Raw genomic sequence first — 22,953 nt, 5'->3', positions numbered from 1 at the left:
GCTCCTTAGCGGACAATCGAATATTGCTGTCCACGTCGTGGAAGGTCGTCTGTCGTGTAACGGCAGCCGAAACCTCATGAACAAAGGAAATCTCATATGACCATGACAGACCCGGTCGCAGATCTGCTGACCCGTCTGCGCAACGCGAACTCGGCGCACCACGAACAGGTCACGCTGCCGTCGAGCAAGCTGAAGAAGAACATCGCGACGATGCTCGAGCAGGAAGGCTACATCTCCGGATGGGAGGAGTCCGACGCGCGCGTCGGAAAGAACCTCACGCTGACGCTCAAGTACGGCGCCAACCGCGAGCGGTCGATCTCGGGCATCAAGCGCGTGTCGAAGCCCGGCCTCCGCGTCTACGCGAAGTCGAACGAGCTCCCCAAGGTGCTCGGTGGCCTCGGCGTCGCCATCCTGTCCACCTCCAGCGGTCTCCTCACTGACCGTCAGGCCGAGCAGAAGGGCGTGGGCGGAGAAGTTCTCGCCTACGTGTGGTGATCGACAATGTCGCGTATCGGCAAGCTTCCCATTGACATTCCCGCGGGCGTCGAGGTGAACATCGACGGCCAGGACATCTCGGTCAAGGGCCCGAAGGGTGAGCTCTCGCTCACCGTCTCGAGCCCCATCGAGATCAAGGTCGAGGAGAACCAGATCCTCGTCACCCGCCCGGACGACGAGCGCGAGTCGCGTGCACTGCACGGCCTGTCTCGCACGCTCATCAACAACAACATCATCGGCGTCACGCAGGGCTACTCCAAGGGCCTCGAGATCGTCGGCACGGGTTACCGCGTGCAGCAGAAGGGCTCGAACCTCGAGCTCGCGCTCGGCTTCTCGCACCCGGTCACCGTCGAGCCGCCGGAGGGCATCACCTTCGCGGTCGAGGGCAACACCAAGATCACCGTCAACGGCATCTCCAAGCAGGCCGTGGGCGAGTGCGCCGCGAACATCCGCAAGATTCGCCGACCCGAGCCGTACAAGGGCAAGGGCGTGCGCTACGCCGGCGAGCAGGTCCGCCGCAAGGCCGGAAAGGCTGGTAAGTAATCATGGCTGTGAAGTCGAAGTCCGCTGCGCGCTCGCGTCGCCATGCTCGCCTTCGCAAGAAGGTCGTGGGATCCGCGGAGCGCCCCCGTCTCGTCGTGACGCGCTCGGCGCGCCACGTCTTCGTGCAGGTCATCGACGACGCTCAGGGCCACACGCTGGCCTCTGCGTCGACCCTCGAGACCGAGCTCCGCTCGGCCGAGTCCGACAAGACCGCCAAGGCGCGCAAGGTCGGCGAGCTCGTCGCTGAGCGTGCGAAGGCGGCCGGTGTCGACACCGTCGTGTTCGACCGCGGCGGCAACCGCTACGCCGGACGCGTTGCGGCCATCGCCGACGGCGCCCGCGAAGGAGGGCTGAGCCTGTGAGTGACAACAAGGAGACCGAAGTGACCACCGAAGCCGGTCAGAGCGCGCCCGCCGAGGCGCAGACCGAGCAGCGCCAGGATCAGCGTCAGGACCGCCGCGGCGGCGGACGCGGCGGGCGCGGCGACCGTCGTGGAAACGACCGCGGTCGCGGAAACGACAGCCAGTTCCTGGAGCGCGTCGTCACGATCAACCGCGTGTCGAAGGTCGTCAAGGGTGGTCGTCGCTTCAGCTTCACCGCGCTCGTCGTCGTCGGCGACGGTGACGGCCTCGTGGGCGTTGGCTACGGCAAGGCGCGCGAGGTTCCCCTCGCGATCTCGAAGGGTGTCGAGGAGGCGAAGCGCAACTTCTTCCGCGTTCCGCGCGTCGGCCAGTCGATCCCGCACCCCGTGCAGGGCGAGGAGGCGGCCGGTGTCGTCATGCTTCGTCCCGCCTCGGCCGGTACCGGTGTGATCGCCGGTGGTCCGGTGCGTGCGGTGCTCGAGTGCGCCGGCATCCACGACGTGCTCTCGAAGTCGCTCGGCTCGTCGAACACGCTCAACATCGTCCACGCGACGGTGACGGCGCTGAAGCAGCTCGAGGAGCCCCGTGCGGTCGCCGCGCGTCGCGGTCTCGAGTTCGATCAGGTCGCTCCGGCGCGTCTGGTCCGTGCGGAGGCCGAGGCCGCCGCCGCTACTGCGAAGGCAGGTGCCTGATGGCTGCGCGTCTGAAGGTCACGCAGATCAAGTCCAAGGTGAGCGAGAAGCAGAACCAGCGTCACACGCTGCGCAGCCTCGGTCTCAAGCGCATCGGCGACGCGGTTGTCCGCCCCGATGACGCACAGACCCGCGGCTACGTGCGTGCGGTCGCTCACCTCGTCGAGGTTGAGGAGATCGACTGATGGCTGAGAACAACGAGCGCCCCGGCGTGCTCAAGGCTCACCACCTCCGTCCGGTCCCGGGCGCGAACACCGCGAAGACCCGTAAGGGTCGCGGTGAGGCGTCGAAGGGCAAGACGGCGGGTCGAGGCACGAAGGGAACGCGCGCCCGCAACACGGTGCGTCCCGGCTTCGAGGGTGGCCAGATGCCGCTGCACATGCGCGCACCGAAGCTTCGCGGCTTCAAGAACCCGTTCCGCACCGAGTACCAGGTCGTCAACCTCGGCAAGATCGCCGAGGCGTTCCCCGAGGGCGGCGACATCACCTCCGACGTCCTCGTGGCGAAGGGGCTCGTGCGTAAGAACTCGCTCGTCAAGGTTCTCGGAGATGGCGACATCTCCGTGGCCCTGAACGTCTCCGTCGACAAGGTGTCGGCGTCGGCGAAGGCCAAGATCGAGGCCGCGGGCGGTTCGATCAAGTAACGCGCGATCGCGCGTTTCACCGGGAGGGCCGGGAGCGAGAAGCTCCCGGCCCTTTTCGGCTAGTCTGGTGGCTGGTGTGCGCTCTCGCGCGATCACCATCCGTTTCTGGGAGGCAGTTTCTTGTTCAGCGCTATCGCGCGGATCTTCCGCACCCCCGACCTGCGTCGGAAGATCGGCTTCACGCTCGGCATCATCGCCATCTATCGTTTCGGCGCGCACATTCCGGCGCCCTTCGTCAGCTATCCGAACGTGCAGAGCTGTATTGAGCAGACGTCGGGCGCGGATGGACTGCTCTCCCTCGTCAACCTCTTCTCCGGTGGCGCGCTGCTGCAGCTGTCGATCTTCGCGCTCGGCGTGATGCCGTACATCACCGGCACGATCATCACCCAGCTGCTGCGCGTGGTGATCCCGCACTTCGAGACCCTCCACAAGGAGGGCCAGGCGGGCCAGGCGAAGCTCACGCAGTACACGCGCTACCTCACGATCGCGCTGGCGCTGCTCCAGTCGACGACTCTCGTCACGGTGGCGCGTTCGGGCCAGCTGTTCGGCACGACCGATGTCGCCGAGTGCAACAACCTGCTCACCAACACCAACTGGGTCGCGCAGGGCATGATCATCATCACGCTCACCGCCGGTACGGGCCTCGTGATGTGGATGGCCGAGCTTGTGACCGAGCGCGGTGTCGGCAACGGCATGTCGCTGCTCATCTTCACGTCGATCGCTGCGACGTTCCCGGGGGCGCTCGGCGCCATCTGGGCCGCCCAGGGCTTCGAGATCTTCCTGCTCGTCCTCGTGATCGGCGTCGTCATCATCGGCCTGGTCGTCTTCGTCGAGCAGTCTCAGCGCCGCATCCCCGTCCAGTACGCGAAGCGCATGGTGGGGCGTCGCACCTACGGCGGCACCAATACGTACATTCCGATCAAGGTCAACATGGCCGGCGTCGTGCCCGTCATCTTCGCCTCTTCGCTGCTGTACATCCCGGCGCTCATCGCGCAGTTCAACACCCCGACCGACGGAACGGCGCCTCCCGCCTGGGTGATCTGGATCAACGACTACCTGACGACGGGCGATCACGCTCTCTATATGGCGGTCTACTTCCTGCTGATCGTCGGCTTCACCTACTTCTATGTCGCGATCACGTTCAACCCGGTCGACGTCGCCGACAACATGAAGAAGTACGGCGGATTCGTTCCGGGCGTCCGCGCCGGACGTCCGACGGCCGAGTACCTCGACTTCGTGCTGACGCGCATCACCTTCCCCGGTTCGATCTACCTGGGCCTCGTCGCGCTGATCCCGCTCATCGCGCTTGCGACCGTCCAGGCGAACCAGAACTTCCCGTTCGGCGGCGCTTCGATCCTCATCATCGTCGGTGTGGGTCTCGAGACCGTCAAGCAGATCGACGCGCAGCTTCAGCAGCGCCATTACGAAGGGCTCCTCCGATGACCTCCAGGCTTCTGATCGTCGGCCCGCAGGGATCGGGCAAGGGCACGCAGGGCGTGCGGGTCGCCGAAGCGTACGGCATTCCGGTCGTCTCGACAGGCGACATCTTCCGCGCGAACATCAAGAACGGCACACCGCTCGGTCAGAAGGTCAAGGCGATCACCGACGCCGGCGACCTCGTCCCCGATGACGTGACGGGCGAGATCGTCGCCGATCGCCTCTCGCAGGACGACGCTGCTCAGGGCTTCCTTCTCGACGGCTACCCGCGCAACGCGGCGCAGGTCGAGTACCTCGACGCGTTCCTCGGTGGTCGCGGCGAGAGCCTCGACGCCGTGATCCTCCTCGACGTGCCGCGCGAAGAGTCGATCGCCCGCATCACCGAGCGGGCTCGGATCGAGGGCCGCAGCGACGACACGGAGGAGGCGGTCGCGCACCGCCTCGACATCTACGAGTCCGAGACCGCGCCCATCATTGACACGTACGAGAAGCGCGGCATCGTCATCCGCGTCGACGGCGTCGGTTCGCTCGACGACATCACGGCGGGCATCTTCGCGGCGCTTGACGCGCGCGGGCTCGAGCGAGCGGTCTGATTCTCCCTCGCATGTTCCGGCGCTCCATCTACAAGAAGCCGGCGCAGCTGCGCGGCATGATCGCGCCGGGCGAGATCACCGCGGCGGCGCTCGACGCGGTCGCGGGCGCGATCCGCCCCGGAATCACGACGGGCGAGCTCGACCGGATCGCCGAGGCGGCGATCGTCGCGCGCGGCGCGCACTCGAACTTCCAGCTCGTGCCGGGCTACCGCCACACGGTGTGCGTCTCGGTGAATGAGCAGGTCGTACATGGGATCCCGGGCGATCGGGTTCTCGAGCCGGGCGACATCGTGTCGGTCGACTGCGGTGCGGAGACGCCCGAGGGCTGGAACGGCGACTCAGCCCGCACCTTCATCGTGCCGGGGGAGCCCGCGGATCCGAGCCTTGTCGCGCAGCGACAGGAGCTCTCGAACGTGACGCGCGGATCCATGTGGGCCGGCATCGCGGCACTCGCCTCCTCGTCGCATCTCGGGCAGGTGGGCGCCGTGATCCAGGATCACATCGAGGCGAATCCGCTGCCCTCGACGGGGCAGCCCGCCGGCATCCTGCGTGACTACGTCGGGCATGGCATCGGCCGGAAGATGCACGAGGATCCGACGCTGTTTCACTACGCGACGCCCGGGCGCGGAGCCGAGATCAAGCCGGGCCTCTGTATCTGTGTCGAGCCGATGATGACGGCCGGCAGCGAAGAAGTCTTCGTCGAGGACGACGAGTGGACAATTACGACGGTCGACGGATCTTCCGGCTCACACTGGGAACATAGCGTTGCCGTGCATGCTGAGGGCATCTGGGTCCTCACCGCCCCAGACGGGGGCGCGGAGGGTCTCGCCCCGTTCGGCGTGACGCCGACCCCCATTCCCTGACACCCACCACGAAAGTCTCACTCACATGATGATGGCAGCAGCAGCCAAGAACCGGAGCGTCTTCGCGATCGTCGTCTCGATCGTCGTCGTGGTGGCGGTCGTCGCCGTCGGCGTTCTCGTGTACTTCATGAACCGCACCGCCAGTGCGCCGGCCGAGGCGCCCGCCGCGGGCGTCGTCAACGAGGAGACGGGCGCGATCGCGATCGGCGACGGCGAGCAGTCGGTCTCCGAGTACATCGACTTCATGTGCCCGTTCTGTGGCCAGGCACACGACGCATACGGTGACACCCTCACGGATCTCGTCGAGAGCGGCGACATCACGCTGAACATCCACCCGATCTCCATCCTGGATAACATGTCGCAGGGAACGCAGTTCTCGACACGTGCCGCGAGCGCGGCGTACTGCGTGGCAGAGGACAACGGTGAAGCGGTGTATCCCTTCGTCGACCTGATGTTCCGGAACCAGCCCGCCGAGAGCAGCGAGGGCCTCTCCGATGACGAGATCATCGGCTACGCCGAAGATGCGGGTGCGAGCGGGGCGGCCAGCTGCATCTCCGAGGGTGACTACATGGACTTCGTCACCCAGAGGTCGGAAGAGATTCCGATTGCGGAGGGCCAGACGCGCCCCTCGACGCCCACCTTCCTCATCAATGACGAGATCATCTCCTTGTCTGTGCCGATGAACGCCGAGACGGACATCGTCGCGAACCTCGACTGATACCACGTCGACACGCGCCCGAGTTGAAAGGCTCGGGCGCGTCGTCTATCATGGATCTTTGGTGTCTTGCGCCTGCGCATGCGCGCGCGGAGATGCTGATCCACTCATTCACCGCAGACCGGTCGGTCTGCTCAGAAGGTTAGCGAGTCTATGGCTAAAGACGGTGTCATCGAGATCGAAGGCACAGTGTCCGAGTCGTTGCCCAACGCGATGTTTCGCGTCGAGCTGACGAACGGTCACAAGGTGCTCGCCACGATCTCCGGGAAGATGCGGCAGAACTACATTCGCATCATCCCCGAGGATCGCGTTGTCGTGGAGCTGAGTCCCTACGACCTCACGCGCGGCCGCATCGTCTACCGCTACCGCTGATCGGTCCGACCGAGAAGTAACGGCCCGGGGTCTCCTCGGGTACGAAGACAGCGATAGGAACATCATGAAGGTCCAGCCCAGCGTCAAGCGCATCTGCGAAAGCTGCAAGACGATCCGTCGCCACGGCGTCGTGATGGTCATCTGCAAGTCGAACCCGCGCCACAAGCAGCGCCAGGGCTGAACTTCTGCCGCTTCGCGGCAGAGGTTCAGAGAGCACGACAACTCCACATTTTCGGCAGGATCAGAACCCGTCAGGCATCGCCTGCGGGGGACACCTCGGGGCGGAGGCCCGGGCACCGATCCTGCTCCACACCTCCACATATCACGAGGAGAAACCGCATGGCACGTCTTGCCGGCGTCGACATCCCGCGCGAAAAGCGCGTGGTGATCGCACTCACGTACATCTACGGCGTGGGACGTACCCGCTCGGGCGAGATTCTCGCCGCTACGGGCATCGATGAGAGCATCCGCGTCAAGGACCTCACCGACGACCAGCTCATCGCACTGCGCGACCACATCGAGGGCACCTACAAGGTGGAGGGTGACCTGCGCCGCGAGGTCGCCGCAGACATCCGCCGCAAGGTCGAGATCGGTTCGTACGAGGGCATCCGCCACCGCCGTGGCCTCCCCGTGCGCGGCCAGCGCACCAAGACCAACGCTCGCAGCCGTAAGGGCCCGAAGCGCACGGTCGCCGGTAAGAAGAAGGCACGCTGAGGCGCGTAAAGGTTTAGGAGAACACCATGGCTGCACCGAAGTCCGCCGCGCGCAAGCCGCGCCGCAAGGAAAAGAAGAACGTCGCGCTGGGCCAGGCCCACATCAAGTCGACGTTCAACAACACGATCGTCTCGATCACCGACCCGTCGGGTGCCGTGCTCAGCTGGGCCTCCTCGGGTGGCGTGGGCTTCAAGGGCTCGCGCAAGTCGACGCCCTACGCCGCCGGCATGGCTGCCGAGTCCGCCGCGCGTCAGGCGCAGGACCACGGCGTCAAGAAGGTCGACGTCTTCGTGAAGGGCCCGGGCTCGGGCCGCGAGACCGCGATCCGCTCGCTCCAGGCCGCGGGCCTCGAGGTCGGCTCGATCCAGGACGTCACGCCGCAGGCACACAACGGCTGCCGTCCGCCGAAGCGCCGTCGCGTCTGAGCAACTTCGCGCCGGGGTGCGGCCAGCCGCCGCACCCCGGCGCCACGTCGTTCCCACTGCGCGATCGCATCGCGCAGGAGTCACAATTCAAGACCTCATTCAACAAGTGTCATATAGCGGGCACTTGATCGAAAGGAACACATAGTGCTCATCGCACAGCGTCCTACTCTGACCGAGGAGAAGATCTCCGAGTTCCGCAGCCGGTTCGTCATCGAGCCGCTCGAGCCCGGTTTCGGCTACACGATCGGCAACTCGCTGCGCCGCAGCCTGCTGTCGTCGATCCCCGGCGCTGCCGTCACGAGCATCCGCATCGACGGCGTGCTGCACGAGTTCAGCACGATCCCCGGTGTGGTCGAGGACGTCACGCAGATCATCCTCAACGTCAAGCAGCTCGTCGTCTCGAGCGAGCGCGACGAGCCCATCACCGCGTACCTCCGCAAGACGGGCGCGGGCGAGGTCACGGCGGCTGACATCTCCGCTCCCGCGGGCGTCGAGGTGCACAACCCCGAGCTCGTCATCGCCACGCTCAACGACAACGCGAAGTTCGAGCTCGAGATCACGATCGAGCGCGGTCGCGGCTACGTCTCGGCGGGCCTGAACCGCAACGAGTACGCCGAGGCCGGTCAGATCCCGATCGACTCGATCTACTCGCCGGTCGTCAAGGTCGCCTACCGCGTCGACGCGACGCGTGCGGGCGAGCGCACCGACTTCGACAAGCTGGTGCTCGACGTCGAGACGAAGCCCTCCATCGCCCCTCGTGACGCCGTTGCGTCGGCCGGACGCACGCTCGTCGAGCTGTTCGGTCTCGCGCGCGAGCTGAACGAAGAGGCCGAGGGCATCGAGATCGGCCCGGCGCCCGTCGAGCAGGTTCTCTCGAACGAGCTGTCGATGCCGATCGAGGACCTCGACCTGTCGGTTCGCTCGTACAACTGCCTCAAGCGCGAGGGAATCAACACGGTCAGCGAGCTCGTCGCCCTCTCGGAGACGCAGCTCATGAACATCCGCAATTTCGGACAGAAGTCGGTGGACGAGGTGCGCGACAAGCTCACCTCGCTCGGACTGTCGCTGAAGGACTCGGTGCCCGGATTCGAGGGCTCGAACTTCTACGGCGGTTACGAGAACGACGAGACGCTCTGATCCATCCGACTCTTTCGATACTGGAGTATTGAGACATGCCTAAGCCCACGAAGGGTGCCCGCCTCGGTGGCGGCGCTGCCCACGAGCGTCTGATCCTCGCGAACCTCGCGTCGGCGCTGTTCATCAACAAGTCGATCAAGACCACCGAGACCAAGGCGAAGCGCCTGCGTCCCGTGGCTGAGCGACTCGTCACGTTCGGCAAGCGCGGCGACCTCGCCTCGCGCCGCCGTGCGCTGTCGATCCTCCGCAACAAGGAGGCCGTGCACGTTCTCTTCACCGAGATCGCGCCGCAGGTCGCCGACCGCGAGGGTGGCTACACGCGCATCGTGAAGATCGGCCCCCGCAAGGGTGACAACGCCCCCATGGCCGTCATCGAGCTCGTGCTCGAGGCCGTGACGCCGAAGTCGGACGCCGCTCCTGTCGCCGACGAGGCGCCCGCCGCCGAGGTCGAGGAGACCGAGGTCGTCGAGGAGGCCGCAGAGGCCCCCGCCGAGGAGTCGGCCGCCGATGAGGCGCCCGCCGCCGACGCTGAGGCCAGCGACGACGTCGCCGAGCCGCTCGAGGACGGATCGGCGCCCGAGGGCTTCGACGTCAAGGGCAAGAAGCAGACGAAGAAGTTCTACGCCCCCGGTGACGGTGGGTACGCGCAGGTCAAGGCCGACGTGTACTTCCGCACGGTTGAGGCAGCGGAGGCCGCCGGCTTCGCCCGCTGACACCCGCACCACACAGAAGGCCCCCGGGTTCGTCCGGGGGCCTTCTGCGTGCGCGCGGCGCGCGGGCGTCGGATCCGTTCCACGTCCACCGCGCGAATGTCGGATCCGGCCGCCCGGTGGTCCTCCGTTGTGTGTGACACGCGGTGGGGTGGTGTCGTACGGGGTCGTTGGTCCGACGCTGGCGCGGGGAGGCTGAGACGAGTCCGACGCCCGCGCACGGTGGGGGTGCGGGCGTCGGACTCGGTCACGGTGTGGGTGTCGGGTCCGTGACCCGTTTACCGCGCGGGCGTCGGATCCGTTCCACGTCCACCGCGCGAGCGTCGGAGTCGGCCGCCCGGCGGTCCTCCGTTGTGCGTGACACGCGGTGGGGTGGTGTCGTACGGGGGCGTCGGTCCGACGCCCGCGCGGTGCGGTCCGGAAGGATCCGACGCCGGCGCGGGCGGGGAAGCGGAGGCCGGGTGCAAAACGACCTCGCCCCGGATCTGTTGAGATCCGGGGCGAGGTCTGAGGGTGGCGAGTAGAGGATTCGAACCTCTGAAGCATTCCGCGGCTGATTTACAGTCAGCTCCCTTTGGCCGCTCGGGCAACTCGCCGAATGCGCACCCGCCCGACTTATTCAGCCGACCGGAGGCGCGATCATTCATCATACGCGCGATCCGCCGCTGCGGGAAATCGCGTTGCCCGGGCGTGCCCGACGCGGATCGGAGGAGTTGCTGTCACAGGGAAGGCGTGACGGTGCGAGGATGGATCCGACCAACGAGGGGGAGACATGTCGACACCGAATCCGCAGCCGTCAGGCCCGACTTCTCATGAGGAAGGCCCGGGGATGCCGCGCCTGTTGCGCGGCGCAATGTGGGTCGCGATCGGCGCACTCATCGCCGGCGCGATCGTCTGTGTCGTCTGGGTTCTGATGTCGCCCGAGGGCGACGTGATCCCGAAAGCATTCCTGACGATCCTGCTGCTCGCAGCGTTCGCCGGTGCCGCTTTGCTCGACTCACACCTCGCGTATGCCCGCCCGCCCTGGCTCGTCGTTGCGAGTATGACGTCGTGGGTCTTGGCGCTGGTCTGCGGCCTGACACTCATCTGGACGCCGGCAAGCGTGTGGTCGGGGCCCATCAAGGTGTGGAACTTCATTCTCATCATCGGCTTCCTCCAGCTCGCGCTGCTGCATCAGCGACTGTTGTGGAAGGTGCACGCGCGGTATGTCACGACGTTCACGCGGTCCCTGGTGCTGGCAACGACGGTCTTTGTCCTGGCCCTCCTCGTGATGGCTCTCGTGCCGCTGACCCTGTTCGAGCTGATCGAGCTTCCTGACATCTACGGCCGCATCATGGTGTCGCTCGCGATTCTCGGTGCCGTCGGTACGGCTCTCGTGCCGCTCGTGGGGGCGCTCTTCGCGCCACGCAGGCCCGCGGCCCCGCGTGCCCCTCACGCGCCGGGCCAGGTCCAGGGTGGAGGCTTGCTTCCGTGGCCGACCTACGGTGACGGCGTCACGCCCCTGCCGATGCGCCCCGACGGTCAGCCCGACTTCGACGCACAGCGCACAGGGGTTCCCTCACCGGGGTCGCGCTCCTTCGCCCCGGTGCCTCGGCCGGCCCCCGCCATTGCCGGTTCCGCAGTGCCGCAGCCCGGTCCGCGCCCGTTTGCTCCCGGCGCGATGGTTTCGCAGCCCGCTCCGGGCACTCCGTATGACGGCGCGTCACAGTCGGCTCAGGGCTCACCCGAGCCCCAGGGTGGCCTCGGCGCTCCGGGCGTTCCTTCTGCTGCCGCGTCGCAGTCGGCCCAGGGGTCACCGGAGCCTCAGGGTGCCCCCGACACTCCGGATGTCCCGCCCCGTCCCACTGACCCGGTGTCGCAGGCGGCTCCGACGAAACCCCCGATCCCGCCCGTTCCACCAATGCCGCAGGCTCCGTCGCGCGAGGATCCGCCGCTCTGACGGCCGCGTGAGGATCCGTCGGCCTGACGGACGCGCGGGAGCCGCCGGCCTGGCGGCCGCGCGAGGATCCGTCGGCCTGACGGACGCGTGAGGATCCGTCGGCCTGACGGACGCGCGGGAGCCGCCGGCCTGATGGCCGCGCGCTGAGCGCCGGGTAGCGTGGGAGTCATGAGCCTCGAACTCGATCTGCGCGATCTGGCCCGCGACATTGCGACCGAAGCGGGGGAGCTCGCCCGGCGCCGCCGCGCGGAGGGCGTGCGCGTTGCCGCGAGCAAGTCGACGATCGCCGACATCGTGACCGAGGCCGACCGAGAGGTCGAGGCGCTCATTCGCTCGCGTCTCGCGAACGAGCGCCCGAGCGACGGGTTCCTGGGCGAGGAGTCCGGTACGGCGGAGGGAACTTCCGGTGTGACATGGGTCGTCGACCCGATCGATGGCACCGTGAACTACGCGTCGGGCATGCCGAGCTATGCGGTCAGCGTTGCGGCGGTCCGAGAGGGGGAGGCTGTTGCGGGAGTCGTCCGCGTCCCCATGCTCGACGAGACCTTCTCCGCCGCACGCGGCGACGGCGCGCGCCTCGATTCGGCCTCGGGATCCACTCCTTTGAATGTGGCGACCGAGTTTCCGGCAGGCGCTCTGATCGGAACGGGGTTCGGGTACGACCCACGCACCCATCAGGGCGATATTGAGACGGTGCAGAGCGTCATGCCCCTGGCGCGCGATGTGCGGCGCATCGGCGCCGCCGCGATCGACCTCAGCTACGTCGCGGCCGGGCGCCTCGACGCCTTCTTCGAGCGTGGTTTGAAGCCGTGGGATCTCGCGGCAGGCGGCCTGCTCGTGGAGGAGGCCGGTGGATCCGTGCGTGAGCTGCCGGCCGACCGCTTCGGCCGTCGGATGACCATCGCGGGCCACGCGTCGCTTGTTGGTCGGATCGTTGATCGCATCGCCGGGATCACGTCCGACGAGTGAATCGCACCGCCGGGATCACGTCCGACGAGCAGAGCGCACCGCTCAGGCTCGAAGCTCCGCGCGTCGTGGATGGCGTCTTCAGCGAAGATCACGTACAGTAGTTACCTGTTCGTTACTTTGCTCCCCCAAGCGCAAGGAACGCACCCCCTCACTCACTGCTCCTTCGAAGAGCACAGGACGAAAGTGCGCCCGATTGACTGCTGATCAGCCCGTGCCTGAAGCCGCGCCTCTGCGCGGCTCGCGCCGCGCCGACGCCGCGGCAGAGGGGTCTGGTGACGTCGCGCGCCCGCTGACGCGCCGGGAACTCCGGGAGCGTCAGCGCCTTGCGGTGACGGTTGAGACGCAGCCCGCGGTCGAGCACAAGTTCGACGAGGCCCTGGCCGTGGCGCGTGACATTCCGCGGTCTGCTGTGGGCGAGACGCTCGGCGTCCCGCAGTCTGGCGACACCACGCCAAGCGGCGTCCCGCAGTCCAGCGACACCACGGCGCACGGCGCCCTGCAGTCCAGCGAGAGTGCGGCAAGCGACATCCCCCACGCTGGCGAGCGCGCAGCAAGCGAAGCCCCGCGTGTGGGCGAAAGTGCGGCGCACGGCGTCCCGCAGGCCGGTCCGCGCGAGCGCGAGGCGCGCGACGAGTTCTCGGCGGCGGCCGAAGCCCTGAGGTTCACGGGGCGGCAAGATTCTGCGCGCGGTAAGGCTCACGAGAACCGCGAGCCTCGCCAGCAGGCCCGCCGGCGTGAGATGGCGTCGCATCGAGTTCTGAACACGCCGTTCCGCCGCTTTGCCACCGCGACTGCATCGGCGGCGGCGGTCGGCGCTGTCGCTCTCATGGCGATCGGATCGACGCTGCCGCTGACTGCGACGGCCTTCGGTCCCGGCGCCCAGGCCGACGCGGCGGTCACGACCGAGGCCGGCTCGGCCGACGGTTCGAGCGGCAGCGAGGATGTCGAATCGCAGCTGCAGGGCTACGTGGCCGGAGGTGACATCGAGTCAGAGCCGCTCGAGCGCATTGAGGGCTATGAGGCGTCGAGCTTCGGGGAGATCGCCTCGGCCGACGGCATCAGCACGTCGGGTGCGTTCTTTACGAACGATCCGACCGCCGACATCCAGTGGCCCTTCGCCGTCGGGACGAGCATGAGCTCTCCCTTCGGGTGGCGTTGGGGCCGTATGCACGAGGGTGTCGACTTCACGCCCGGATCGGGTGCGCCGATCCAGGCAGTTGCTGACGGCGTCGTTCGTACGGCGACGGAGGCGGGTGGCGCGTACGGCGTCAACGTGTACATCGATCACGTCATCGACGGCGAGCTCGTCACCACCCACTACGCGCACATGCAGTACGGATCGCTGCGTGTCGTCTCCGGGCAGCGCGTCGAGGTGGGCGACATCATCGGCCTCACGGGCAACACGGGTCGCTCCTACGGTGCTCACCTGCACTTCGAGGTCCGCTACAACGGCACCGCGATCGATCCCGTGCCGTGGCTCGAGGAGCACGCGAACCGGCACTACAGTGATGACGAGCGCACGGCAGTCGCCGACCTCGAGGGGCAGTTGCTCGGCACGAGCGACACGTCCGGATGAGGCCCGCAACGCCCGACGGATCCTGATTCGAGGATCCCAGGCGCCTTTGGTACGATTTTCTGGTTGCCCTGCGAAGGGCTACGCCCCGATAGCTCAGTGGTAGAGCACTTCCATGGTAAGGAAGGGGTCGTCAGTTCAATCCTGACTCGGGGCTCGCAACATCACGTTGTCATGCGGCAGGGTAGCTCAGTTGGTGAGAGCGCACGACTCATAATCGTGAGGTCGCGGGTTCAAGCCCCGCTCCTGCTACAGATGAAAACCCCCGATTTATCGGGGGTTTTGTCGTTTCAACCGCTTCACCTCCCGCAGCAGGAGCGACCTCACGATTTCGAGCACTGGCAAGGTCGCGCAGAGCGAGCGCAGCAGCTCGTGAAGATGACCGCGTATAGAGTTCCGTCGTTGTCACTGACGCATGACCGGCGACACGTTGCACGACGTCAGGTGCTGCACCGAGGCGCACGAACCACGTAAGCGTCGTGAAATCTGAGCGGCTCAGAGTCGGGGAATGTGGTGATCTGATCGCGGATCGCGTGCCACCGGACAGCCCGCGCGAGGTTACCCGAATCGAACGCACCGCCCTTGATCCCGGTGAACACGTGGTCGAAGTCGTTCGGGGGCAGCCACGGCTGCAGCTCATCGAGGATCGGCACCGAGAGCACTTGACCGCTCTTCGTCGGACGCTCAACCAGCTTGCCGTTACCGTCAGGGGAGAACGTGCGCCGAACCGTCAGCAGCCCTGCATCAGTGTCCACGTCCGCCCATCGCAGGCCGACCAGTTCGCCAAGCCGCAGCCCGGTGTAAACGAGGCCAGCAAGGGTGCGCTGCCCGTTCGGAGTGTCCTTCGTCAGATCAAGCGACCGGCTGCGCCGGGCGTCGGCGAGAACGAGCGCGGCTGCGCGTGCGGCCTCCGGCCGTTCTCGCCGCGCTCGTCTTCCCCTCACCAGAACCCATCGCCCGACAGTGAGGGCACATCCGACGCCAACAGCGACCATCAACGGCTGCCGCAGGGCGTTCCACCCCTTGCCATTGGCTTTCGAGCGTCGCCGCCAGATCGTGTGTCGAATCCCACATCGTAGACTTGTCGTTGTGGCGCGGTACTCCGGAAACGACTTTTACTGTGACGTGGCGATCCCTCGACGTGAGCCGCTGGACGTGGTGTTCGAGGATCGTGATGTGCTCGCTTTCCATCACACGCGCCCCTTCTGGCCGGTGCATATTGTCGTCGTGCCCAAGATCCACGTGGGGTCGTTGCTGACGCTAGATGACCCGGTTCTGGTCTCCAGGCTGCTAGAGGTCATCCAGTCGGTCGCCGCAGACGTCGTGGCCCGTCACGATGGGGCGAGTGTCCTGACGAATCTCGGCGACTATCAAGACTCGAAGCACCTGCACGTGCATATTCGTGCGGGTCAGCCGCTCAGGCAAGTGTCCTGAGCCACGCGATTGACGCATTGACGAGGACCGACGCGCGGCATCTCAACAATGATGATCAATCACTATGCGTCACGCCCCAGCTGTTGCGGTGCCCGTGCGAGAGCTCCCGAGGTGCGTTCAGCCCACCGTGCAGCCCGCCGCTCGTTCAACCACTCCATAAGCTGCACCTGCGAGGCATCCGACCCGCTACCCATATCGGCGGGAGCGTTCGCCTCCACCCACGCGCGGCGCTGCTCCCTAAGCCGACGGCGCGTTAGACCCGCGAAGCTCCATCCCGGACGCACCACGACGGTTTCGACCACGCCGGGCGACACCTCAACTTCTCTCGTGATCTGCCGCGACATGCTCAGAACGTGACCCGCGAACCCGTATTGCCGGTGTCCTGGCGACGTGCGATTAGCAGCGCCAGCATCCGGGCACCGAGGGCACCGTTCCCACCGTGCCGCAGCCGTCAGGCGTTGCATGAATCGCATCCGCTCCGGCGTGATGTCCTCCATGCGCCCGCCGAACGAAAGATCCTTCAATTGGTACTTCACGAGCGTCTTCAACGTGTAGCCGAGCACGCGCAGCAGCGACTCTGATTCGTCCGGCAGAACCCCGTCCGCGTCCCGGTGCCGCGCCCTCACCTCTCGCGCATCGCCCTTCGACCCATGCATACGTCTCCGTGATGACTTCGCCGGTAGTCGGGACAATCACGCCTTCGCGAACCGTCGTCGCCGCTTGCGCCTCGGCCAGCAACTCAGCCGCCGTCATCTTCGACCACTCGGGAATCCTCACTATGGCGTGGACATACAGTGCGCCGCGAGCCTGTGCCTCGAGAACCCTGTAGAACTCCATGTCCGGCACCAGCCGTCGCATCCGCCCTACCGTGACGTTCCAGAGCTTTCCGAGCGACTGATGCCACCTCACCTGACCGGTGTAGTCGTACCCGTTCAGATCGAGCGGCAGACCTCGCAACGCAGTTTCGTCCCGACCATGCGTCGCGCCACACCCGCAGCGTTTACCCTCGTCGCGTTCCCACTTCGCGACCAGGTGCGTGCGCCCGAAACTGGGAGCCGTCAGTGTCAGGAACAGGAACCGATACCCGGCGACCGGATGACCGTCCGCATCCTCAAACCCACTGCGACCGAGCTTCGCCGAGTCGCCCGCCCAGATCGACGCACACGCCGGACATTGCGACCGGCGGCGCGATCCACACCGTACTTTCAACCCGGGGGATACCTCGACCGGGCGCGAGCAGAAGCGTTCCCGCAACTGATCTTCTAGGCTGTCGGACAGCCCCTCCGTCAGCAGATTTCGCGGTGAGTCTCAGGCCTCATAATCGTGAGGTCGCGGGTTCACAAGCCCCGCTCCTGCTACTTCAATCCCAGATCGGCACCGGTTCTTACCGGGGCCTTTCTGTTTCTGGACGGCGTTCCGCGTGTACACACCGCTGCAGTGCCGCGTACGTCGCCGCGTACCAAATCGCGTACCATATCGTCTGTTCGGGCGAACTTCAACCCATTCTGGACGCTTTCGTCGCGTAAGAAGAGAAGCAGACCGCCCGGGCCCTCTCCCTTGCCCTGTCGTGAATCTGCGCGTCATGAGGGACCTACGTGCGGTCTTGTGCGCGGCTGCTCCGCGCCGTCGTTCCTTGATCGCATGAATGGGGAGAGCCCTCTTGAAACACCGCAGTCCGCGTCGGCACGCCGACGCACACACTCGCCCGTCAGGGGATGGCCATCGGCGACCAGTCCTGAAGCGCGCAACAGCGATGACGAGCGTCCTGGCGATCGTCGCGGGAGTTCTCGTCGCGGCGTCCTCCTTGTTGACGGCGGCACCCGCCCAGGCGGCGTACGCGTCCGGCGGGGAGGGGCTGTACCACGGCTCGATCGACTGGATCGAGTGGGGCGGCCATGGTGACGGGATCACCAACGGAACCACGGCCACGAGCACCCGTGAGATCGCGGGTCAGGAGCTGACCACGACCTGCGTCGCGACAAACGTCGCGGGGGACGTGCAGGCGTATCGCAGTGGTGCGTGGGATGGCGATGGCCTCGACAACCTCTACCACGTCGGATCCGGCGGGCCCGGAAACGAGCTCGTCCAGGCCGTGGCGAACCGGAACGCGGGCCAGCGGGTCTCCTTCGACTTCTCGTGCGACGTCACGCTCGACGGAGTCTCGGTGCCGATCCAGGGGCTCGTGATCGCGGATGCAGAGTCGAGCAACCACAATGACAATCCGGACCGTACCGAGTTCGTCTCCGCGCGCCCGCACCAGGACGCGACATGGCGGATCATCGACCGATACCGCACACCGAGCTGCGAGCGGCTCACGACCGCGGAGATCGTGGACGACGGGACGATGACGTTCCGGCCCGACACGCGGGAGTGCTACTACGACATGGTCGGAGGCCAGGGGCCGATGGCGGTCGGGTTCATGGAGGGCGCGACCAGCGCGAGCGTGGTCGTCAAGGGTGGCGGTCGAAGCGCGATCGCGCTCGGCGTCGTCCTGGACGTCGACTTCGGTGATGCCCCGGAGAGCTACGGCGAAGCGGCCGCGATCTTCGAGCCCACGTGGCAGGACGGATTGGTCACGACAGGGCGCACCGAGGTGTCGACCGAGAACTTCGTCCTCGCCACCCCCTCCGCTCCGCAGACACGGCTGGGCGATCTCATCGACTCCGAACCTGCTGCTCTGTTCAGCGTCGACGCGAAGGGCGACGACGAGGATGGATCCGCCGACGAAGACGCGGTCGGCCCGATCGGGCAGATCGCGGTCACGCCCGGACTGACGTACACGCTTCCCGAAGTGGCGTGCACTGGTCCCGGTTTCGTGGCGGGGTGGATCGACTGGAATGGCAACGGCGTCTTTGACGACGGCGAGCGTTCCGATGCCGTCGAGTGCGCGGGCGGCAGCGTCGATCTCGACTGGACGATCCCCGCGGACACGGTCGAGGGAGCTTCGTTCCTGCGCCTGCGGATCGCCGAGGGTGAAGCCGATGTCGCCTCTCCCGTCGGCATCACGACGTCGGGTGAGGTCGAGGATCACGCCCTGTCCGTCCGGCTGCCGGTCCTGGACATCGCCAAGACGTCGGACGCGACCGAGAACGCCCGCCCCGGCGACACGATCTCCTACACGGTGACGGCGACGAACAACAGCGGGGCGGACTACACGAGCGACTATCCGGCCGTGGTTTTCGACGACCTGTCCGGGGTGTTGGACGACGCGGAATACAACGGCGATGCGTCGGCCACGGCCTCCGGCGCGGTCGCCTATGCGGAGCCGCTGCTGTCGTGGACCGGTGCGCTGCCCGACGGAGACAGCGTCGAGCTGAGCTACACCGTCACTCTTGGCTCAGCCGGAGACGGCGCCGTCCGCAACGTCGCCTGGGAACCGGAGGATCCCGAGAACCCGGAGCCGCCGACGTGCGATCCTGCGCAGGGGGGAGTGGACTCGGTCACCGGTGAACCGTGTGCGAACCACGAGTATCTGCTGCCGCGTCTGAGCATTACGAAGACCGCGGATCGCACCGAGCTGCCCGCTGTCGGTGAGCGCGCGCAGTACACGATCACCGTCACGAACGAGGGGCCGGGCGCCTACACAGCGGATGCCCCGGCGACGTTCACCGATGACCTGATGGACGTGCTCGATGCGGCGGACTACGAGGACGACGCGACGGCGACGGTCGGCGAGGTGACCTATCACGAGCCGATCCTCTCGTGGGAGGGCGCTCTCGGAGCGAATGAGTCGGCCGAGATCACCTACAGCGTGACCTACACGGCAGAAGGCAACCGGCATCTGCGCAATCTGGCCTGCATCCCGGAGTCCGAGACGGCGCCGGGCGCGGCGTCGTGCGACGGCGTGGACATTCCTGGCGCGGGCCTGACGACGTGGAAGGAAGTCGTCTCGAGCGACGAGCCGGCCGTGGCGGGCAGCGAGCTGACCTACACGCTGTTCTTCGCCAACGACGGCGAGGCCGCCGCCACGGTGGATCACATCGACGACCTCACCCACGTGACCGATGATGCCGACGTCACCGTCGAACCCAGCAGCGAGGACGGTCTGACCGCGACGCGGGACGGGAACCGGATCGCGGTCACGGGAAGCGTGCCCGTGGGCGAGACCTACGAGGTCAGCTACCAGGTGACGGTGAGGCCGGACGGCGAACGCGGCGACGACATCGCGGCGAACTTCCTGCTCAGGAACGACCCGGAGAATCCGCCGTCGACGCCCGAGGAGCCGGTCTGTGAGCCGGTCGACGACCAGTTCCCAGACTGCACGAGCACGCCGATCGCCGAGCTCGCCTACGTCAAATGGGTGACTGCATCCAGCGATCCGGTAGTCGCAGGCACCGTGCTGACCTACGAGGTCGTCGTGATCAGCACCGGCGAGGCGACGGCGACCGTCTCGCGGGAGGACGTCCTGACCGGCGTGCTCGACGACGCCGAACTGAGCAGCGCGCCCGTCTCTGACACGGACAGCGTGACGGTGAGCGATGTGGTCGACGGTCGATTCCAGATCGGTGGCGAACTGCCGAGCGGGGAGATAGCGAGCATCACCTACGAGGTGACGGTGAAGCCCGACAGTGAGCGTGGCGACAATTCGGCGGACAACTTCCTCGTTTCTCCGGGCGAGACGCCGCCCGAGGTGTGTGTCCCTTACACGGCTTCGCCGACTTCCGCGCGCGACGCGGATCCTCGACGCGATGCCGCCGCTTCTTCGGGAACGCCGGAGTGCACCACCACCCCGATCCCGCTGATCGAGGCTGCGAAGTCGTCCGATCCCGAGTCCGGCACGGCCGTCACCCCGGGGCAGGAGGTCACCTACACGCTGACCTTCGCCAACACGGGCAAGGCAGCGGGCGCCGTGGATCATGTCGACGATCTGGCCGACGTCCTCGACGACGCCACCCTCACCGCCGCCCCGGTCGCGTCGGATGACGCCCTGACCGTGGCGCAGGACGGAGACGTCCTGCGGGTGACGGGGACGCTCGTCCCGGATCAGGTGGTCACCGTGACCTACACGGTCACGGTGAAACCGGACGCCGAGCGAGAGAATAATCGTCTCGGGAACGTGCTCGCACGCTCTGGCGATACCGACCCCGAGTGCGGGGATGACGGGGTCTCCTGCACGCAGCATCCGATCCCCGAGCTGGTCTCCTGGAAGTCCGTCGACGCCGATTCGGTGCCTGTGATGGCCGGAACGGTTCTGACCTACACGCTGTACTTCGACAGCGTCGGAGAGGCGCCTGCGCAGGTCCGTCACGTGGATCTGCTGGACCATGTGACGGACGACGCCGACGTGACCGCCGAGCCGGTTAGCGAGGACGGCCTCACGGTCGACCGGGACGGCAACAGGATCACGGTCTCCGGCGAGGTGCCGGTCGGGGAGACCTACGAGGTCACCTATCAGGTCACCGCTCGCGCCGACGGTGAGCGCGGGGACGACCTCGCGGCGAACTTCCTCTTGCCGAACGACCCCGAAGATCCGCCGGCGCCGCCGGAGGAGCCGGTGTGCCAGCCCGGCGACGTGGAACAACCCGACTGCACGATCACCCCGATCGGGCGACTGCTGGTCGGCAAGACGGTATCCGCCGACACGGATCCGGTCGACGTGGGCACGGTGCTCACCTACACCCTGACGTTCGACAACCAGGGCAAGGGCCCCTCGGCAGTCGACCACACCGACGTCCTCACCGACGTCCTGGACGACGCCGACCTCACTGCGGCGCCGACGGCATCGGACGATGCGCTGACGGCATCCGAGGTGACGGATGGAGCCTTCCGGATCACCGGTGAGCTCGCGGCGGGCCAGACGGTGACGGTTGCCTACCAGGTGACGATCAAGGAGATCACCGATCGGGGCAACAACCTTGCCGACAACTTCCTGATCCCTACGGGGGAGACTCCGCCCACCGAGTGCACGGACGATGACGGAAGCTGCACGTCGACAGCCCTGCCGTTGGTCGACGTGGTCAAGTCGTCCGATCCGGAGCCGGGAACGGGGCTGCAGGCAGGCCAGGAGGTCGCCTACACGCTGACCTTCACCAATACCGGCGAGGCAGCGGGTGCTGTGGACTTCACCGACGACCTCGCCGCCGTCCTCGACGACGCCGAGCTGACAGGGGCACCGGTGAGCAGTGACCCGGCGCTGCTGGCGACTGACGGCGCGAATGGCGAAGTGCGGGTCACCGGAACACTCGAGCCGGAACAGCTCGTCACAGTCACCTATACCGTGACGGTCCGGCCGGACGGCGAGCGCGGGGACAATCAGCTCCGCAACCTGGTTGCCAGGACCGGCGAAGAACCGCCTGCGAGTTGTGAACCGGGACGATGCACCGAGCATCCGATCGGCGAGCTGGACGATTGGAAGAGCGTCGACCCGGCCACCGGATCCACGCTGCGTCCGGGCGAGACGGCGACGTACACGCTGCACTTCACCAACTCCGGCAACGCGCCCGTCACCGTGAACAGGGACGACGTCCTCACGCAGGTGCTCGACGACGCCGATGTGACGGCGCAGCCCGCCGCATCCAGCGACGCACTGTCCGTCACCGAGATCACCGATGGGCGGTTCACGATCACCGGAGAACTCGCCGCCGGCGAGCAGGCCACCGTGGCGTACGAGGTGACCGTCAATCCGGACGGGCAGCGCGGTGATGACCGATTGGGCAACTTCCTCGTTCCGAACGGAGAGAATCCGCCGGAGGCGTGTGTGCCGGCAGACCCGGAGCGAGCAGACTGCACCGTCAACCACGTCTCCGATGTGGCGGTGGAGAAGTCCAGCGACCCGGAGTCCGGTTCGACCGTCGAACCGGGAGACGAGATCACCTACACGGTCACCTTCACGAACCGTTCCGCCAACCCGGACGCCGATCCCGTCGCCGTCGACTACACCGACCACATGGCCGACGTGCTCGACGATGCCACCCTCACGGCCGGGCCCACGGTCTCGGACGAGGATCTCGCGGCTGAGCTGGACGACGGGAAGATGCGGATGACCGGCACGGTGCCCACGGGCGCGGTTTACACCGTCACCTACACCGTCACGGTCAATGCCTTTGACGAACAGGGCGATCGCACGATCAGCAACGTCGTCGCCATCACCGGTGAAGAACCGGCCTGCGTCGAGGGATCCCCTCTGTGCACCACGCACCGGGTGCCCGAACCGCCGGCGGACCTGCCGTCCACGGGGGTGGAGATCACCGGAGTCGTGATGCTGGCTGCGCTGCTCCTGCTGGGCGCCGGAGGCGGAATGGTCCTGTTCGTGCGGCGCCGCAAGGCAGCCGTGAGAACTGCCGGTCAGGAGACATCCGATGATGATCTGATCTGAGCGACCTCCGTCGGGCGCTCGC

At 66.8% G+C, this 22,953-nt stretch carries 23 protein-coding genes and 3 tRNA genes; 23 read left to right on the top strand and 3 right to left on the bottom strand.

The genetic code is table 11. From position 1 onward, the window contains the following. The first annotated feature begins 96 nt into the window (after window positions 1-96). The 16 genes from rpsH to rplQ all read left to right on the top strand — a co-directional run bounded on the left by rpsH (window position 97) and on the right by rplQ (window position 9,704). The gene (gene rpsH / locus C0012_RS03825) at window positions 97-495 is read left to right on the top strand and encodes a 30S ribosomal protein S8 (RefSeq protein ID WP_110589684.1); all 399 of its coding nucleotides are present in this window, start codon (window positions 97-99) and stop codon (window positions 493-495) included. Window positions 496-501: 6 nt separating this feature from the next. Continuing rightward, window positions 502-1,038: a 50S ribosomal protein L6 gene (gene rplF, locus C0012_RS03820; protein WP_110589685.1), complete on the top strand. Its 537-nt coding sequence runs from the start codon at window positions 502-504 to the stop codon at window positions 1,036-1,038. Window positions 1,039-1,040: 2 nt separating this feature from the next. Further along, window positions 1,041-1,400 carry a 50S ribosomal protein L18 gene (gene rplR, locus C0012_RS03815; RefSeq protein WP_110589686.1) on the top strand — a complete coding sequence of 120 codons (360 nt, stop codon included), beginning with the start codon at window positions 1,041-1,043 and terminating at the stop codon, window positions 1,398-1,400. After that, entirely contained in the window at window positions 1,397-2,092 is a 696-nt protein-coding gene (gene rpsE, locus C0012_RS03810; protein WP_110589687.1) for a 30S ribosomal protein S5, read from the top strand. Before rplR ends, rpsE begins: the two co-directional genes overlap by 4 nt. Continuing rightward, window positions 2,092-2,277 carry a 50S ribosomal protein L30 gene (gene rpmD, locus C0012_RS03805; protein ID WP_110589688.1) on the top strand — a complete coding sequence of 62 codons (186 nt, stop codon included), beginning with the start codon at window positions 2,092-2,094 and terminating at the stop codon, window positions 2,275-2,277. The genes rpsE and rpmD overlap by 1 nt, the downstream gene beginning before the upstream one ends. Further along, a complete protein-coding gene (gene rplO, locus C0012_RS03800; RefSeq protein WP_408631132.1) occupies window positions 2,274-2,735 on the top strand; it encodes a 50S ribosomal protein L15 in 462 nt (153 codons plus the stop codon). The genes rpmD and rplO overlap by 4 nt, the downstream gene beginning before the upstream one ends. A 120-nt stretch (window positions 2,736-2,855) precedes the next feature. Then, window positions 2,856-4,178, top strand: coding sequence for a preprotein translocase subunit SecY (gene secY / locus C0012_RS03795; RefSeq protein ID WP_110589690.1), 1,323 nt, complete (start codon window positions 2,856-2,858; stop codon window positions 4,176-4,178). Further along, window positions 4,175-4,765 (top strand): adenylate kinase, encoded by a 591-nt coding sequence (locus C0012_RS03790; RefSeq protein ID WP_110589691.1) that lies wholly within the window; start codon window positions 4,175-4,177, stop codon window positions 4,763-4,765. The genes secY and C0012_RS03790 overlap by 4 nt, the downstream gene beginning before the upstream one ends. 11 nt (window positions 4,766-4,776) lie before the next feature. Beyond that, entirely contained in the window at window positions 4,777-5,628 is an 852-nt protein-coding gene (gene map / locus C0012_RS03785) for a type I methionyl aminopeptidase (RefSeq protein ID WP_110589692.1), read from the top strand. Window positions 5,629-5,653: 25 nt separating this feature from the next. After that, window positions 5,654-6,346 carry a DsbA family protein gene (locus tag C0012_RS03780; RefSeq protein WP_110589693.1) on the top strand — a complete coding sequence of 231 codons (693 nt, stop codon included), beginning with the start codon at window positions 5,654-5,656 and terminating at the stop codon, window positions 6,344-6,346. A gap of 150 nt (window positions 6,347-6,496) precedes the next feature. Continuing rightward, on the top strand, window positions 6,497-6,715 hold the full coding sequence (infA, locus tag C0012_RS03775; protein ID WP_110589694.1) for a translation initiation factor IF-1: 219 nt from the start codon (window positions 6,497-6,499) through the stop codon (window positions 6,713-6,715). Between the two features lie 64 nt (window positions 6,716-6,779). Then, window positions 6,780-6,896: a 50S ribosomal protein L36 gene (rpmJ, locus tag C0012_RS03770; RefSeq protein ID WP_110589695.1), complete on the top strand. Its 117-nt coding sequence runs from the start codon at window positions 6,780-6,782 to the stop codon at window positions 6,894-6,896. Between the two features lie 158 nt (window positions 6,897-7,054). Beyond that, entirely contained in the window at window positions 7,055-7,429 is a 375-nt protein-coding gene (gene rpsM / locus C0012_RS03765) for a 30S ribosomal protein S13 (protein WP_110589696.1), read from the top strand. A gap of 26 nt (window positions 7,430-7,455) precedes the next feature. Then, on the top strand, window positions 7,456-7,854 hold the full coding sequence (gene rpsK / locus C0012_RS03760; RefSeq protein WP_110589697.1) for a 30S ribosomal protein S11: 399 nt from the start codon (window positions 7,456-7,458) through the stop codon (window positions 7,852-7,854). 144 nt (window positions 7,855-7,998) lie between these two features. After that, on the top strand, window positions 7,999-8,991 hold the full coding sequence (locus tag C0012_RS03755) for a DNA-directed RNA polymerase subunit alpha (RefSeq protein WP_110589698.1): 993 nt from the start codon (window positions 7,999-8,001) through the stop codon (window positions 8,989-8,991). Between the two features lie 35 nt (window positions 8,992-9,026). Next, window positions 9,027-9,704 carry a 50S ribosomal protein L17, sunset domain variant gene (gene rplQ / locus C0012_RS03750; protein WP_110589699.1) on the top strand — a complete coding sequence of 226 codons (678 nt, stop codon included), beginning with the start codon at window positions 9,027-9,029 and terminating at the stop codon, window positions 9,702-9,704. 511 nt (window positions 9,705-10,215) lie between these two features. Here the strand turns inward: rplQ and C0012_RS03745 are convergent. Beyond that, window positions 10,216-10,297 (bottom strand) — tRNA-Tyr (locus C0012_RS03745). A 233-nt stretch (window positions 10,298-10,530) separates the two neighbouring features. On the opposite strand from C0012_RS03745, the gene C0012_RS03740 reads away from it, so the two are divergent. The 5 genes from C0012_RS03740 to C0012_RS03720 all read left to right on the top strand — a co-directional run bounded on the left by C0012_RS03740 (window position 10,531) and on the right by C0012_RS03720 (window position 14,434). Further along, window positions 10,531-11,640, top strand: coding sequence for a hypothetical protein (locus C0012_RS03740; protein ID WP_162621905.1), 1,110 nt, complete (start codon window positions 10,531-10,533; stop codon window positions 11,638-11,640). A gap of 168 nt (window positions 11,641-11,808) precedes the next feature. After that, window positions 11,809-12,609 carry an inositol monophosphatase family protein gene (locus C0012_RS03735; protein WP_110589701.1) on the top strand — a complete coding sequence of 267 codons (801 nt, stop codon included), beginning with the start codon at window positions 11,809-11,811 and terminating at the stop codon, window positions 12,607-12,609. Between the two features lie 211 nt (window positions 12,610-12,820). After that, on the top strand, window positions 12,821-14,185 hold the full coding sequence (locus C0012_RS15650; RefSeq protein ID WP_232527764.1) for a M23 family metallopeptidase: 1,365 nt from the start codon (window positions 12,821-12,823) through the stop codon (window positions 14,183-14,185). Between the two features lie 82 nt (window positions 14,186-14,267). Further along, a tRNA-Thr gene (locus C0012_RS03725) sits at window positions 14,268-14,339 on the top strand. A gap of 21 nt (window positions 14,340-14,360) precedes the next feature. Beyond that, window positions 14,361-14,434, top strand: a tRNA-Met gene (locus tag C0012_RS03720). A 188-nt stretch (window positions 14,435-14,622) separates the two neighbouring features. On the opposite strand, the gene C0012_RS03715 is transcribed toward C0012_RS03720, so the two are convergent. Beyond that, complete coding sequence (locus C0012_RS03715; protein ID WP_110589702.1) at window positions 14,623-15,177, bottom strand: site-specific integrase; 555 nt, start codon at window positions 15,175-15,177, stop codon at window positions 14,623-14,625. 94 nt (window positions 15,178-15,271) lie between these two features. On the opposite strand from C0012_RS03715, the gene C0012_RS03710 reads away from it, so the two are divergent. Continuing rightward, entirely contained in the window at window positions 15,272-15,616 is a 345-nt protein-coding gene (locus C0012_RS03710) for an HIT domain-containing protein (protein WP_110589703.1), read from the top strand. A 396-nt stretch (window positions 15,617-16,012) separates the two neighbouring features. Here the strand turns inward: C0012_RS03710 and C0012_RS15855 are convergent, their stop codons facing one another. After that, window positions 16,013-16,825, bottom strand: coding sequence for a replication initiator (locus tag C0012_RS15855; protein WP_408631131.1), 813 nt, complete (start codon window positions 16,823-16,825; stop codon window positions 16,013-16,015). A 544-nt stretch (window positions 16,826-17,369) separates the two neighbouring features. On the opposite strand from C0012_RS15855, the gene C0012_RS03700 reads away from it, so the two are divergent. Next, window positions 17,370-22,931: a CshA/CshB family fibrillar adhesin-related protein gene (locus C0012_RS03700; RefSeq protein WP_162621906.1), complete on the top strand. Its 5,562-nt coding sequence runs from the start codon at window positions 17,370-17,372 to the stop codon at window positions 22,929-22,931. Window positions 22,932-22,953: the final 22 nt, after the last annotated feature.

Source organism: Microbacterium suaedae (genome assembly GCF_003254645.1).
Classification (GTDB): Bacteria; Actinomycetota; Actinomycetes; order Actinomycetales; family Microbacteriaceae; genus Microbacterium; species Microbacterium suaedae.
Note: the sequence above shows the minus strand (reverse complement) of the source record. Positions and strands in the feature narration are given on the sequence as shown.

Excerpts from the sequence above, each read along its gene's own strand:
- rpsK (WP_110589697.1), top strand. The coding sequence starts at position 7,456 with ATGGCTGCACCGAAGTCCGCCGCGCGCAAGCCGCGCCGCAAGGAAAAG.
- rpsH (WP_110589684.1), top strand. The coding sequence starts at position 97 with ATGACCATGACAGACCCGGTCGCAGATCTGCTGACCCGTCTGCGCAAC.
- rplF (WP_110589685.1), top strand. The coding sequence starts at position 502 with ATGTCGCGTATCGGCAAGCTTCCCATTGACATTCCCGCGGGCGTCGAG.
- C0012_RS03735 (WP_110589701.1), top strand. The coding sequence starts at position 11,809 with ATGAGCCTCGAACTCGATCTGCGCGATCTGGCCCGCGACATTGCGACC.
- infA (WP_110589694.1), top strand. The coding sequence starts at position 6,497 with ATGGCTAAAGACGGTGTCATCGAGATCGAAGGCACAGTGTCCGAGTCG.
- C0012_RS03700 (WP_162621906.1), top strand. The coding sequence starts at position 17,370 with ATGACGAGCGTCCTGGCGATCGTCGCGGGAGTTCTCGTCGCGGCGTCC.
- C0012_RS03780 (WP_110589693.1), top strand. The coding sequence starts at position 5,654 with ATGATGATGGCAGCAGCAGCCAAGAACCGGAGCGTCTTCGCGATCGTC.
- C0012_RS03740 (WP_162621905.1), top strand. The coding sequence starts at position 10,531 with ATGCCGCGCCTGTTGCGCGGCGCAATGTGGGTCGCGATCGGCGCACTC.
- map (WP_110589692.1), top strand. The coding sequence starts at position 4,777 with ATGTTCCGGCGCTCCATCTACAAGAAGCCGGCGCAGCTGCGCGGCATG.
- rpmD (WP_110589688.1), top strand. The coding sequence starts at position 2,092 with ATGGCTGCGCGTCTGAAGGTCACGCAGATCAAGTCCAAGGTGAGCGAG.
- rpmJ (WP_110589695.1), top strand. The coding sequence starts at position 6,780 with ATGAAGGTCCAGCCCAGCGTCAAGCGCATCTGCGAAAGCTGCAAGACG.
- rplQ (WP_110589699.1), top strand. The coding sequence starts at position 9,027 with ATGCCTAAGCCCACGAAGGGTGCCCGCCTCGGTGGCGGCGCTGCCCAC.
- C0012_RS03715 (WP_110589702.1), bottom strand. The coding sequence starts at position 15,177 with ATGGTCGCTGTTGGCGTCGGATGTGCCCTCACTGTCGGGCGATGGGTT.
- rpsM (WP_110589696.1), top strand. The coding sequence starts at position 7,055 with ATGGCACGTCTTGCCGGCGTCGACATCCCGCGCGAAAAGCGCGTGGTG.
- rplR (WP_110589686.1), top strand. The coding sequence starts at position 1,041 with ATGGCTGTGAAGTCGAAGTCCGCTGCGCGCTCGCGTCGCCATGCTCGC.
- C0012_RS03790 (WP_110589691.1), top strand. The coding sequence starts at position 4,175 with ATGACCTCCAGGCTTCTGATCGTCGGCCCGCAGGGATCGGGCAAGGGC.